Genomic DNA, 13475 nt, shown 5'->3' with positions numbered 1-13475 from the left:
GTCCGAAATCACCGTTGCTCATAAAAATGCTGGATGAACGAACCGCGGAATTCCTGGTGGCAAGCCAGGCAGCTTTGCTGGGTCTTCGCAAAGGCAGCGATCACGCCCGGGCCATCGGCGCGCCCAGCGGCTTCGCCGAGTGCCGTGGCCGCCTGCTCGACCTCGCCGTCCAGGCTGCGGAATTTGCCGGCATCGCTGCCGAGCCAGCCCAGGATGCGCAGCTTCTCCCGCGCCGGCGGTTGTTCGTGCCGGGCGATGCGCGGCGCCAGGTCGGCCACGACGGCCCAGTCTTCCTTGGAGATGGCGCCCGTGACAGCCTGCATGTCGCGTCCGAGCTGCTGCATCACGCCGCGCAGCGCCATCGGCTGCTCCGGCTCGGCGGCCCGCGCCGGTGCCGGATGTCCCGCGCTCATCCAGATGGCGGGCAGGGCGAGGGCGAATGTCGAAAGGAAGCGGGTCGTGCGGTTCATGTCTGCTCCGAGGGTGTTGCGCCAACACGGCGCGGTTTCAGAATTCCATGCTGAGTGCGATCGAGCCAAAGGCGTGACGGCCACGCTGCTGGTCGAATTCGCGCGTGCGCCAGACGCGCATCAGCGCCAGTCGCACGCCGTGTCCGCGCATCAACCACTGGGCGCTGACGCCGAGGGCGGCCTGTGCCACCCAGGGGCGGCGGTCGACGCGGTGGCTGGTGCGCCACAGGTTGCCGTCGAGCGAAAAATCCCAGGCGGCGGCCTTGGCTTCGAGGTTCAGGAAGGCGTGCACGCCGGGCCTGGGGGCGGTCGAGGCCTGCGGGCGCGTGCTGCGCAGGGCGGCGGCGGCCGAGGGCGGCCGGTTCTCGGCGCCGGGGCGGATCGGATAGCTGCCGAAGTCGTTCGGCAGGTTCCAGCCGGCGCGCACCTCGACTGCGGCGCTGGCAGCGGTTTCGATGTTCCCCAGGCGCAGCGCGTAGGCAGCGATGGCGTCGCTGCCCCAGCCGGACTGGATGGCGCCTTCGGCATGCGGCTTGAACTTGCGTTCGAGTGCAAACTGGAACGCCGGTTCGTTGCGCAGCTGGTGGCTCCAGCCGCGGAAGCGGTCGATGCCGCGCAGGTCGTGGATCAGGTTCTGCGACTGGCGCGCCAGCGAACCGGGCCCGATCACGCCCAGGGTCAGTTCGCGCGTGTCCAGAATCTCGAAGCGAGTGGCCGGTGCGTGTACGCGTCGGTTCCAGGCCAGGCCCAGGTAGAGCAGGCCGGCATAGGGTCGGTCGTCCGCGATCAGGTCGGAGCGGGTCTCGTCTTCGGGCGTGTACATGGATTGCCCGATGCGCATGACGACGTTCTGGGTCACGGATGAGGCGGCGGGTCCGGCCCAGAAGCCCGGATTCGCCCAGGCCAGGAAACGCGTGTAGAGCCCGAGCGGCGGCGGCAGGCATTCGGGTCGCAAGCGGTCTTCGATGTCGTGCGAGACTAGGGCCAGGGCCACGCCGTTGCTGTAGTTCCGGTCGGTGCCGGCAAACAGGTCGTTTTCCAGGCGCAGCGTGCCCCCGCGCCAGCGCAGCGATTGCTCCGGGGCACAGCCGGCAGTGATCGTTTGCGCTTGCACCGGCATGGCGGTGGCTGCTAGGCCGACCAGGAGGGCAATGACGGCGCCGCGCAGGGCGCGTCGCGCGAGGTCGCGGCGGCACCTCATGGCGCATCCGGCATGCGATCGGCGTGGAAGCGCTCGAGCACCTCGATGATCTCCTCGGCCGTGTCGACGCGGTCGAACAGGTCGAAGTCCGTCGGGCTGATGTAGCCCTCCTCCAGCAGGTGATCGAAATCGACCGCCCGGCGCCAGAATGAACGGCCGACCAGCACCACCGGGATCGGCGCCATCTTGCCGGTCTGGATCAGCGTCAGCACCTCGAACAATTCGTCCAGCGTGCCGTAGCCGCCGGGAAATGCCACCAGGCCGCGCGCATGCATCAGGAAGTGCATCTTGCGCACGGCGAAGTAGTGGAAGCGGAAGGTCAGTTCCGGGCTGACGTAGGGGTTGGGCTGCTGCTCGTGCGGCAGGGTGATGTTGAGCCCGACCGAGCGCGCTCCGGCCTCGAACGCGCCGCGGTTGGCGGCTTCCATGATGCCCGGCCCGCCGCCCGTGACGACCACGAAATCACGGCGCCCGCGCTGCTGGAAGCGCTCGGAGATGCGTTGTGCGAAGCGCCGTGCCTCTTCGTAGTGCCCGGCCTGACGCAGGCGCTGGCGTGCCTGCGCCAGTTCCAGCCGCAATTCGGGCGCGTCGGCGCCGGGATCGGCCTGACGCTGCTCCACCTGCATCAGCCGTGCCGAAGCGGCCTCGGTGTCGCTGATGCGGGCGCTGCCGAAGACCACCACGGTCGAATGCACGCCGTGCTCGCGCAGGATACGCTCGGGCTTGAGCAGTTCGAGCTGCAAGCGCACGGGGCGCAGCTCGTCCTGCGCCAGCAGCTCCGTGTCCTCGCTGGCCAGGCGGTAGCTGGGCGACTCGCGGATGGCGCGCTGGCGCGCGACCAGTTCGGGCGGCAGGCTCATTTCGGGGTTGCCAGGAACTCGGGCCAGCACGCGGACTCTCCGCGCTCCGGCACGCTGACATGCCAGCCAAGTTTTTCATGCAAGGTGTCGGCCAGCGTGGTGGCGGCGGCGGGCTCGCCATGCACCACGAAGGTGCGCGCGGGCGGCTGGCGAAAGGCACCAGCCCAGTCCAGCAGGGCCTTCTGGTCGGCGTGTGCCGACAGGCCTTCGACGGTCCGGATTTCAGCGCGCACCGGGATGTCCTCGCCGAAAAGGCGGACCTGCGTGGCACCGTCCACCAGGCGCCGACCCAGCGTGCCCTGGGCCTGGAAGCCGGGGAGCAGGACGCAGCACTCGGGGCGCGGCAGGTTGCGGCGCAGGTGGTGGCGGATGCGGCCCGCCTCGCACATGCCGCTGGCGGAGATGATGATGGCGCCCGAGCGAATCTGGTTCAGGGCCTTCGATTCCTCGGCACTCGCGGTGAAATGCAGGAACGGCAGGTTTCCGCCGCGCGCGTGCCAGCCGGCCAGGCTGCGCGCCTGTTCGTCGAACAGTTCCAGGTGCTGGCGCGTGATGCGCGTGGCTTCGGTGGCCATGGGCGAGTCGACGAACACCATGGGATGATGCAGCCGACCTTCGCGGGCCAGGCGATGCAGCAGGTAGATGATCTGCTGGGTGCGGCCCACGGCAAACGCCGGCATGATGACGTTGCCCCCGCGCTGGTGCAGCGTGCGCTCGACGAGGGCGATCATTTCGTCCTCGGTGGCGGTCGGGTCGGGGTGGTGGCGGTTGCCGTAGGTCGACTCCAGCACCAGCACATCGGCCTCGTCGATCGGCGTCGGGTCGCGCAGGATGGGGCGGCCGGGCTGGCCGAGATCGCCGCTGAACACCAGCTTGGTGGCGTGGCCGTATTCCGTGATCCAGACCTCGACGATCGCCGAGCCCAGGATGTGGCCGGCGTCACGCAAGCGGCAACGCACGCCGACGCGGGGCGCGAACTCGCGGTCGTAGTCCACGCTTCGAACCTGCCGCAGGCACATTTGCGCATCGTGCAGGGTGTAGAGCGGGGCCAGGGGGGGAGCGCCCCGTGCGCGCCGGGCATCGCGCCGCGCATCGCTCTCCTGGATGTGGGCGCTGTCGGGCAGCATCACGCCGAGCAGGTCGGCCGTTGCCGTCGTGGCATAGATCGGTCCGCGAAAGCCGGCGCGGGTGAGCTTGGGCAACAGGCCGCTGTGGTCGATGTGGGCATGGGTGAGGAGTACGAAGTCGATCGTTGCGGGGTCGAAATCGAAGGGCTCGTGGTTGCGTGCGGATGCCTCGCGCCCGCCCTGCACCATGCCGCAGTCGACCAGGAAGCGCGCGCCGGTGGCTTCGATCAGGAAGCAGGAGCCGGTGACCTCGCGCGCAGCGCCGAAAAAGCTCAGTTTCATGTTCTGCCTACTCCGAGAGGTCTGAGGGTTGGCAAGAGGGGGCGCGCGGCTTCATGGCGTGGCCGCGCCCGCGGGTTGGGGCTGGGCCACCGCCAGCTTGGCGCTGGCGCGCTGAAGATCCGCGCGCGCCACCGAATCGAACGGGGCGGCCGGCTGGGGCGGGGGATTGCCCGTTGTCGTCCGCGCCACCGGCGGCGCCTCCCAGCCGCCGCCAAGCGCCTTGTACACGGCCACCAGTTGCACGCTGGCTGCCGTGTGGCTGCGCACGATGGACGTGGTGCTCTCGTGCAGGAGGCGTTCGGTCGCCAGCAGTTCGACGCGCGTGATGTCGCCGGCCGCGTAGCGCGCCTGGGCGTGCTGGAAGCTGCGGCGATTGGCATCCAGCGCGCCCCAGTTGCGCGCCAGGGTATCGAGTTGCGCCTGGTAGTCGGTCAACGCGCGCTCGGCGTCGCCCAGCGCCATCAGCACCGCCTGCTCGTAGGCGAGCGCGGCCTGCTGCTGCTGCGCTTCGCGCGCCCGGATTTCGGCACGCACGCGGCCGCCATCGAAGACGCGCCAGGAGATCAGCGGCAGAATTGAAAAGCGCGTGCTGGAAGAACTGAACCAGTCACCACTGCTGAGCGCCTGGAAGCCGCCGCCCAGGCCGATCGAGAGCTTGGGGAACAGCTCGGCCGTGGCGACGCCGATGTCGGCCGTGCTGGCCGCCAGCTTGCGTTCGGCCGCCAGCACGTCGGGCCGGCGCCGCAAGATGTCGGCACGCTCGCCCACGGGCAGCGAACGCAGCGTCAGCGGCGCCGGCACGGTGTCCAGCAGCGCCAGCTCCTGCTCCGGCGGCGCGCCCAGCAGCACGCCCAGTCCGAGCACGGCGCCGCGCTGGCGCGCCTCGATCTCGGGCAGGGCGGCATTGGCCTGGGCCCACTGGCCGTAGGCGGCATCGACGTCGGCGACCGAAGCGTCGCCCGCTGCGTGGCGGCGGCGCACCAGCTCCAGCGTCTGCTGCAGGGTCGCGAGGCGATCCTGCTGCGTCAGCAGCTCGTGACCCGCGCCGACCGCGGTCAGCCAGGTGCGCGCCACTTCGGCGGCGACGCGCATGCGCACGCCCTGCGCCTCGGACTCGGTCATCGCCAGCTTGGCATCGGCGCTCTCCAGGGCGCGCCGCTGGCCGCCGAACAGATCGATCTCCCAGGCGGCGTCGAACCCGGCGTCGTAGATGGTCTGGGCGGCTTCCAGCCCCGGCATGGTGTCCACCGGCAGGGGGCCGTTCCTGCTCTGCTGGCGCCGGTTCACGCTGGCACCGACGCTGGCGCTCGGCTGGGCGGCGCCGGCGACGCGGTCGCGCAGGGCGCGCGCCTCGTCGATGCGCGCCGCGGCCTGGCGCAGGTCGAGGTTCTGCGCCAGCGCGGTTTCGACCAGGCGCTGCAGCACCGGATCGCCGAGGCTGGCCCACCAGCGTGCGAGTTCGGCGGGTTCGGCGCCGGGCAGGACCGACTGGCTCCAGCGGCCCTGGCTTGCCGGCAGTTGCGGTGCCTGGTAGTTCGGTCCTACGGTGGTGCACGCGGTGAGCAGGGCGGCAGCGAGCAGCACGGCCAGCGGGCGCAGCCGCGCCGCGGTCGGGGCGGACGCTGGAGCGCTTGCGGGGGCAGGGCGGGGTGGCATGACGGGACTCCTTCAGGATCACAGGCGCGTTCAGCGCATCTGGAACAACTCATGGTGAAAGCGCTGCTGCACGGGAAAGCCGTGCGCGGCAAAATCGCGGCGCAGGGCGTCGGCAAAGCCGACCGGACCGCAAAACCAGATGCTGGCCTCGCGCCACTCGGGCACTTCGTCGCGGATGCGCTGGCCGGTGAGCCGGCCGTGCTGGGCGTCGATGAAGACATGCAGGCGCACCTTGGCGGCGCGCGCATCGGTTGCCAGGCGCGCCAGGGCTTCGCGGTCGACGTCGGCGGTGCTGTGAAACAGGTCGATGTGCTGGCCGCGTGGCCAGCTCGGGTGCCCGCCCTCGGCTTGCAGCCGCATGAACTCGAGGCGGCTGATGAAGGGCGTGATGCCGATGCCGGCGCCGATCCAGATCTGGCGCATGCTGCCGTCGTCGAAGGTGAAACAGCCGTAAGGGCCCTCCACTTTCAGCGCCTGGCCGACCCGCAGTCGCTCGCGCAGGCGGCGCGTGTGGTCACCCAGGCCCTTGATGATGGCGGTGAGCTGCGGACGCTCGGGGTTCCACGCCGAGGCGATGGTGTAGGGGTGTGCGCCTTCGCCCGCATCCGACGTGGCAAAGGCGAACTGGCCCGGTTTGTGGCCTGGCCAGCCGGGCACGTCGGCCGTGATTTCCAGGGCATCGACGCCCGGGTAGTAGTTGAGCGCGGCGATGCGCGCCGGCACCGTCTGCTGCGCGCCGACGCGGCCCAGCAGCACCACGATGGCGGCTGCCGTGCCGCCGGCAAGCAGGGCCGCCGTCAGCCAGCCGATGGGCGCACTCCAGTAGGCAAACTCCAGCAGCACCACGCTGTGAAACACCAGCACCAGGTAGGCGACGGCCAGCAGGCGATGGCTCTTGTAGAACCAGTGGTAGGGAAAGTAGCGGATCAGCGCCAGCGCGATCAGGGTGACCGTGGCGTAGAACGCCCATTCGCCGGTCGATTCCGCCAGCCCGCGCTGGCTGCGCAGCCAGGCTTCGAACACGTTGTCGATCGCGCCTTGCCCGCCCCTGCCGCCGCGCGTCGGGCGCTCGAGCAGGCCCCAGCCGACGGCCCATTTCGGCGCCTTGACCCACAGCCAGTGCACGATGGAGAAAATCAGCGCAATGATGCCCAGCCACTTGTGCAGGCGATACATCTTGTCCAGCCCGCCCAGCCAGCGCTCGGGCCAGCGCGGGCGCAACGCCAGCAGCATCGCCAGGCTCATGGCTCCCATGGCGAGCAGGCCGGTGAGCTGGCGCATGTGGCGGCGCCATTCGAACACCGTCGCCGCCTGATAGAACTGCGGCTCGGCCGCGACCCACAACAGGGTCAGGACGATCAGGCTGGCCCAGAAGGCGCGTTGAATGTTCAGCATGAGGGCTCCGGCGAGGGTTGATTTCCGCAGGGTCCATGGCGCGTCATTGCAGGCGCCCTCGAACGAAGAAGGTGGCCAGCGTCAGCGTGGCCAGCGCGATCGCGGCGAGCGGCCACAGGCTGGCGACGATGTCGTGCGCCGGCATGGCCTTCAGGAAGCTGCCCTCGACGATGACCAGGAAGTGGGTGAGCGGAATGGCCTGGGCCAGCCATTGCAGCACCAGCGGCATGTTTTCCACCGGGGTGGCGAAGCCCGACATGAGCACGGCCGGCACCCCGATGGCGAAGGCGCCCAGGATCGCCTGCTGCTGCGTCATGCTGACGGCCGAGATCATCAGGCCGATGCCCACCACCGAGAGGATGAACAGCACCAGGCTGGCCAGCAGCAGGGCGAACGATCCGGTGAAGGGGATGCGGAACAGAAAGATGCCGGCGCCGACCATGAACAGGCCGAGCATGGTGCCGATGGCCAGCGCGGGCAGCGACTTGGAGACGATGATCTCGGGCGTCGAGGTGGGCGAGACCAGCAGCTGGTCGAAGGTGCCGAGTTCGCGTTCGCGCGCGATCGACAGCGAGGTGATGAGCAGCGCGCTGAACAGGGCCAGGATCCCGGTCAGGCCCGGCACGATGAACCAGCGGTAGGTGAGGTTGGGATTGAACCAGTGCCGCACGACCACGGGCGTCGGAGCCTGGGCGTCCGGCACCACCTCGGCGCCGACGTCGGCGGCGATGGTGGACAGGTAGGCCACCGTGATCTGGCCCGAGTTGCTGCGCCGGCCGTCGACCAGCACCTGGGTACGGCCGCTCTCGCCGGCAGCGATGGTGCGCGAGAAGTCGACGGGAATCGCCAGCGCCGCGATCACTTCGCCGCGGTCGATCATGTCGTGCATCTGGCGCGGGCTGTCGACGTGGCGCAGCCGGGTGATGAAGCGCGCGCTGTCCAGGCGCTGCACCAGTTCCTGCGACCAGCGGCCGGCGTCCTGGTTGTAGACCGCGATGTCGACGTTGCGCACCTCGAGCGTCGCGGCAAAGGCGAACACCAGCAGTTGCAGGATGGGTGGCACGAACACCACCATGCGGCTGCGCGGATCGCGCAGCACGCTCAGCACCTCCTTGATGAACTGGGCGCGCAGGCGGATGAAGCTGAAGGCGGAGCCGAACATGGGGCTATTCCAGGTTCTTGCGCGTGGCGCGCTTGGCGATCAGGAAGAAGACGGCGCCGATCGCCGCCATCGCCGCCAGGTTGGGCAGGAACACTGCCCAGATGTCGCCGGCCAGGAACACGGTCTTGAGCGAATCCACGAAGTAGCGTGCCGGAACCACTCGGGTGACGACGCGGATCGGCGCCGGCATGGCGTCGATCTCGTAGAGGAAGCCCGACAGCATGAAGGCCGGCAGGAAGCCGGTGAACAGGGCGATCTGCGCCGCCAGGAACTGGTTGCGCGCGAGCGAGGAGATCAGCAGGCCCTGGCCCAGCGCCGGCACCATGAACACCGCCGACAGCAGCAGCAGGGCCGCGAGCGAACCGCGCAGCGGCACGCCGAACACGAACACCGCCAGCGCCGCGGCGCCCAGCGTGGACAGCATGCCGAGCACGAAGTAGGGCAGCAGCTTGCCGATCAGGATCTCGGCCACCGAGGCCGGGGTGGACAGCACGGCCTCCATGGTGCCGCGCTCCCATTCGCGCGCCACCACCAGCGCGGTCAGCATGGTGCCGATGATGGTCATGACGATGGCAATGGCGCCGGGAATCAGGGCGCGCCGGCTTTCCAGCTCGGGGTTGAACCAGTAGCGCGGCTCGAGCATGACGGACTGGGGCGGCGCGCCCACCTCGAGTCCGGCGCGCCAGGTCTGCACCACGCCGCGGGCGTAGTTCTCGACGTAGTTGGCGGTGTTGGGGTAGGAGCCGTCGGTGACGATCTGCACCAGTGGCTCTGCTCCGCGTTGGGCCAGGCGCTGCTCGAAATCCTGCGGAATGACGACGTAGCCGCGCAGCGCACCGGAGACGAGCTGGTCTGCCACCTCGCGCCGGTCGTGGGCGAATTGCGTCTTCAAGAAGCGGGTGCCCGAGAAGGCAGCGGCCAGCGACTGCGCCGATGCACCGGGCGACTCCAGCACGACGCCGACGCGGACCTCCTTGGCATCCAGCGACACCGCATAGGCGAACAGCAGCAGCAACACCACCGGCAGCACGAACGCGATCAGCAGCGTCGAGGGGTCGCGCAGCGCCTGGTAGCTTTCCTTGGTCACCAGGGCGATCAAGCGCCGTAGATCAAAATGGCGCAAGTCGGTCTGCAGGGAGCCACTTCCGTCTTTGTGCATTGTGGCGCCGTTCATGTGGCGGCCTCCAGCTCGCGGTCTGACGACTCCACCAGGTGAATGAAGGCGTCCTCCATCGTCGGGTCGGGTCGTTCGGGGCTGACCGCCGAACGTTTGAGCGCGTCGGGCGTATCCAGCGCGATCAGTTGCGCACGCGAGAGCATGGCCACGCGGTCGCAGTATTCGGCCTCGTCCATGAAGTGGGTGGTGACCATGATGGTCACGCCCTTGCGCGCCAGGCCGTTGATGTGGGTCCAGAACTCCCGCCGCGTGATCGGGTCGACGCCGGACGTGGGCTCGTCCAGGAACAGCACCGGCGGCCGGTGCATCAGCGCGCAGGCCAGCGCCAGGCGCTGCTTGTGCCCGAGCGGCAGCGAATCCGGCGTGGCCGACAGCCAGCCGCCCAGGTCGAAGGTCTCGATCATTTCGGCAATGCGCTGGCGCCGCGTGGCGGCGTCGAGCTGGTAGACGCCGGCCGAGAATTCCAGGTTTTGCTGCACCGACAAGAGGCCGTAGAGCGAGAACTTCTGCGCCATGTAGCCGAGCCGGCTCTTGGCGGCCCCGGTGGCACGGCGCAGGTCGTGCCCGACCACCTGCGCTTCGCCCGCGGTCGGCTTGAGCAGGCCGCACAGCATCTTGAACGTCGTCGACTTGCCGGCGCCGTTGGGGCCGAGCAGGCCGAAGATCTCGCCCTTGTGCACCTCGAAGCTCACGTTGTCGGTGGCGGTGAAGTCGCCGAAGCGCTTGGTCAGGTTGCGGCACGAGACCGCGATGTCCGAACCCAGCTCGACCGGCGGCAGGCGCTCGGCGAGCTGCGAGGTGCCGCCCGGGCCGCCGCCCAGCAGGTCGATGAAGGCGTCCTCGAAGCGCGCCGGCACCTGGGCCAGTTCAACCCCTGCGGTGTCGGCGAGCGCCTGGATCGGCGCGCGTTCGGCGCTTTCGCGCAGCACCAGGCGCACGCCCGCGCCCTGGATCACGCCATCGCTCACGCTCGGCAGGTCGAGCGCCTCGGTCAGCAGGGCGCGGCGGCGCGCGCCCACGTTCTCCAGCCGAAAGCTGCGACCCTTAAGCTGCCCCGTGAGCCGCTCCGGCGGGCCGTCGAACAGCAACCGACCCTCGTTGAGCAGCAGCACGCTTTCGCAGCGTTCGGCCTCGTCCAGGTAGGCGGTGGACCAGACCACGGCCATGCCCTCGTCGGTCAGCGCCTGCACCATGCGCCACAGATCCTGGCGGCTCACCGGATCGACGCCAACGCCCGGTTCGTCCAGCAGCAGCACGCGCGGCCGGGCCATGAGGGCGCAGGCCAGTCCCAGCTTCTGCTTCATGCCGCCGGACAGCTTGCCCGCCAGCCGCGTGGTGAACGGGGCCAGGCGCGTGAAATCCAGCAGCTCGGCGAACAGCTCGGCGTTGCGTCGCGCATCGAGTCCGCGCAGTTGCGCATACAGGCGCATGTTCTCCAGCACCGACAGGTCTTCGTAGAGCCCGAAGCGCTGCGGCATGTAGCCGCTGGCGACATGGATGGCGTCGTTGTCGCGCACCACGTCGTACCCGGCCAGGGTGACGCGGCCGGCATCGGGCGTCAGCAGGCCCGTGAGCACGCGCATCAGCGTCGTCTTGCCGGCACCGTCCGGGCCGACCAGGCCCGTCAGGCGACCGTAGCGGATGTTCGCGCTCAAGGCTCGCAGCGCGTGGACGCTGCCGAAGCGCTTGTCGAGCCGGTCGATCTCGACCGCGATCGAGGCGTCGGCCGCGGCCGGCGCCGTGGCGAGCTGTTTGGCAACGGCCGGCATGTCAGGAGCCCCGGGGCGCCGTGGTGGCAGCGCCCTGGTCGTCGACGACGATGGTCACCGGCATGCCCTGGCGCAGGCCGGCATCCGCATCTTCAATGACGATGCGCAGCCGATACACCAGATCCGTGCGCAGGTCGGTGGTCTCGACCGTCTTGGGCGTGAATTCGGCGCGCGGCGAGATGAAGCCGACCTGGCCCTGGTAGACCTTGCCGGACGAGTCGGTGTGTACGCGCACCCGGGTGCCGGGCGCGATGCGGCCGAGCTGGGGTTCGCCCACGTAGGCGCGCACGTAGACCGGCTTGTCCAGGCTCAGGTTGTAGACCGTGCTCTGGCTCGCCACCATGCTGCCGGGCTCGCGCACGCGCGAAATCACGGTGCCGTCGCTGGGCGCCAGCAGTTCGGTGTCGGCCAGGGCCGTCGCGGCCTGGTCGCGCGCGGCCTCGGCTGCCGCCAGGCGCGCCTCGCCGGCGGCGATGTCCTCGCGCCGGTAGCCTTCCAGCGCCTGTGACAGCGCCGCCTGGCGTGCCTTCACGCCGGCGGCGGCCTGCTCGTGCGCGGCCCGGGCGGCGTCGACCAGGCGCTGGCTGCTGGCGCCCGATTCGAGCAGCTCGCTCTGGCGTCGGAAGTTGCGCTCGGCGTCGCGCGCTGCGGCCTGGGCCTGGCGCAGGGCCTCGCGCGCCTGGGCCACTTCCTGCGGACGCAGGCCGCGGCGCAGCTTGTCCAGGTCGGCCTGGGCCACGCGCACCGAGGCTTCGGCCGCCGCCAGGGCCTCCTGGAAAGGCTGCGGGTCGAGCAGGGCCAGGCGGGTGCCGGCGGCCACTGCGTCGCCTTCGTCCGCGGCCATCTGCAGCACGCGGCCCGGTTGCCGGAAGGCCAGCTGCACCTCCCGGATGTCGACGTTGCCGTAGAGCCGCAACGACTGTTCGGGCTCCTGGCCGCGCATCAGCCAGAACGCCAGTGCACCGCCGAGAGCGAGCATGGCGACGGCGATTGCAAGCAAGCGGGTTTTCCTGGCGGGGGGATTTGGAGTGGTCATGGGTGAGGTTCGGCTGGATGGAAAGAATGTTCAGTGTCCGGGTTCGGGCTGCGCGTCCGTCGCTGATCGGCGCCAGGCCAGCGCCGCCAGGCCCGCCCACACCAGGGTGCGCAGCGTCATCGCGACCAGGGTTCGTTGCTCCCACGCGCCACCGCTGGCCACGTGCACGCCGAAAGCCAGGAACACGAGCGCGGTGGCCGCCGCGATGGCAATCGCCAGCCAGACGGCCCAGCGCCTGCGCAGCCACAAGCCGACGCCCGCGATGACGTAGGCGAACCCGGCCAGGAAGTTGAACCAGAGCACGAAAGGCACGTAGTGGCCGGCGGCCTGGCGCGCTGGGCCATCGACAAACAGGACGGAGCCACCCTCGCGCAGCGTGAGCAGGCCGAATCCGATGGCGAACAGGGAAATCAGCGCGTCCCCGATGTTGCGGTGCGCACGAGGGGTCATCTTCACGGCCTTTGCCTGATCGGCGTTCTGGGGGGGTTCCGGGTCTTCGCTGGTTCGCCGTCCCGGCCGCCACTGCGTGACGGTCGGGTGGAGGCGGCTTCACCGGACCCGCCTGATGCCATGGCAATAGACCTCGAACACGCCCGGCGCGGCGCGCCGGATCTGCCCGACCTTGCCGGCGATCAGCGACTGCATCACGAGGCCCTGGATCATTCCGATGAACAGCACGGCGGCGTCGTCGACGTCGAGATCCGGGTCCAGTTCGCCGGCGGCCTTGCCGTCTTCCAGCAGGCGGCGCAGGCGGCCGCCGTATTGCTCGATCAGAGTTTGCGCCATGGTCTTTGCCAGCGTCTTGCCGGAGCGCTGCAGCTCGCCAAACAGCATGCGCGGCACGCCCGGGTGCTTGGCGACGAAGTCGATGTGCGCCAGGAACATGGCCTCCAGCGCTGCCAGCGGCGAGCCCGCGCCCTGGGCCGCCTTGTCGACACGGGTCATCAGGCGCTCGCTGACCCAGGACATGGCTGCTTCCAGGATCGTGTCCTTGGTCGGGAAATGGCGGAACAGGGCGCCCTGCGTCAGGCCCATGCGGTGGGCAATCGCCGTGGTCGTGATTTCCGCGGGGTTCTGCTCTGCTGCGAGCTCGATCACCGCTTCGACGGTCGCTGCGCGACGTTCGTCAGCGGGCAGGTGCTGAGGCCGTTGAACCATTGATTCTTGCTCCGGAAGTAAGTAACCTATTACTATCATATCATGCGCGGAGACGCTTCCGCAAGTGGGGTTTTCAAAGACGACCCGACCGCCTTGATCGGCGCCGGTCGCCGGCGCTCGTTGTGAAATGAAACACCCCCTATGTCGCTGAGCTCCACGTGCTCGCCGCCAGAGGCGGCGGC

General features: G+C 69.6%; 12 protein-coding genes. All 12 read right to left on the bottom strand.

What is annotated here, in order from left to right:
- Positions 1 to 8: 8 nt before the first annotated feature.
- A complete protein-coding gene (locus tag PKA16_RS08280; protein WP_324402192.1) occupies positions 9 to 470 on the bottom strand; it encodes a cytochrome c in 462 nt (153 codons plus the stop codon).
- Positions 471 to 507: 37 nt separating this feature from the next.
- Positions 508 to 1671 (bottom strand): lipid A deacylase LpxR family protein, encoded by a 1164-nt coding sequence (locus PKA16_RS08275; protein ID WP_324402191.1) that lies wholly within the window; start codon positions 1669 to 1671, stop codon positions 508 to 510.
- Complete coding sequence (locus PKA16_RS08270; RefSeq protein ID WP_324402188.1) at positions 1668 to 2531, bottom strand: TIGR00730 family Rossman fold protein; 864 nt, start codon at positions 2529 to 2531, stop codon at positions 1668 to 1670. The genes PKA16_RS08275 and PKA16_RS08270 overlap by 4 nt, the downstream gene beginning before the upstream one ends.
- Positions 2528 to 3940 (bottom strand): MBL fold metallo-hydrolase, encoded by a 1413-nt coding sequence (locus PKA16_RS08265; protein WP_324402186.1) that lies wholly within the window; start codon positions 3938 to 3940, stop codon positions 2528 to 2530. Before PKA16_RS08265 ends, PKA16_RS08270 begins: the two co-directional genes overlap by 4 nt.
- Positions 3941 to 3991: 51 nt before the next feature.
- Complete coding sequence (locus PKA16_RS08260) at positions 3992 to 5596, bottom strand: efflux transporter outer membrane subunit (RefSeq protein WP_324402184.1); 1605 nt, start codon at positions 5594 to 5596, stop codon at positions 3992 to 3994.
- 30 nt (positions 5597 to 5626) lie between these two features.
- A complete protein-coding gene (locus tag PKA16_RS08255) occupies positions 5627 to 6991 on the bottom strand; it encodes a ferric reductase-like transmembrane domain-containing protein (RefSeq protein ID WP_324402183.1) in 1365 nt (454 codons plus the stop codon).
- 43 nt (positions 6992 to 7034) lie between these two features.
- Positions 7035 to 8153 (bottom strand): ABC transporter permease, encoded by a 1119-nt coding sequence (locus PKA16_RS08250; protein ID WP_324402181.1) that lies wholly within the window; start codon positions 8151 to 8153, stop codon positions 7035 to 7037.
- Positions 8154 to 8157: 4 nt separating this feature from the next.
- Complete coding sequence (locus tag PKA16_RS08245; RefSeq protein WP_324402179.1) at positions 8158 to 9327, bottom strand: ABC transporter permease; 1170 nt, start codon at positions 9325 to 9327, stop codon at positions 8158 to 8160.
- Entirely contained in the window at positions 9324 to 11099 is a 1776-nt protein-coding gene (locus PKA16_RS08240) for an ATP-binding cassette domain-containing protein (protein WP_324402177.1), read from the bottom strand. Before PKA16_RS08240 ends, PKA16_RS08245 begins: the two co-directional genes overlap by 4 nt.
- A 1-nt stretch (position 11100) precedes the next feature.
- On the bottom strand, positions 11101 to 12099 hold the full coding sequence (gene hlyD / locus PKA16_RS08235; RefSeq protein WP_324402176.1) for a secretion protein HlyD: 999 nt from the start codon (positions 12097 to 12099) through the stop codon (positions 11101 to 11103).
- A gap of 66 nt (positions 12100 to 12165) precedes the next feature.
- On the bottom strand, positions 12166 to 12585 hold the full coding sequence (locus tag PKA16_RS08230; protein WP_324402256.1) for a hypothetical protein: 420 nt from the start codon (positions 12583 to 12585) through the stop codon (positions 12166 to 12168).
- Between the two features lie 99 nt (positions 12586 to 12684).
- Positions 12685 to 13293: a TetR/AcrR family transcriptional regulator gene (locus PKA16_RS08225; RefSeq protein WP_324402174.1), complete on the bottom strand. Its 609-nt coding sequence runs from the start codon at positions 13291 to 13293 to the stop codon at positions 12685 to 12687.
- Positions 13294 to 13475: the final 182 nt, after the last annotated feature.

It is taken from the genome of Ottowia sp. (genome assembly GCF_035325765.1).
Taxonomy (GTDB): domain Bacteria; phylum Pseudomonadota; class Gammaproteobacteria; order Burkholderiales; family Burkholderiaceae_C; genus Ottowia.
This window is presented reverse-complemented; position numbering and strand designations above follow the sequence as displayed.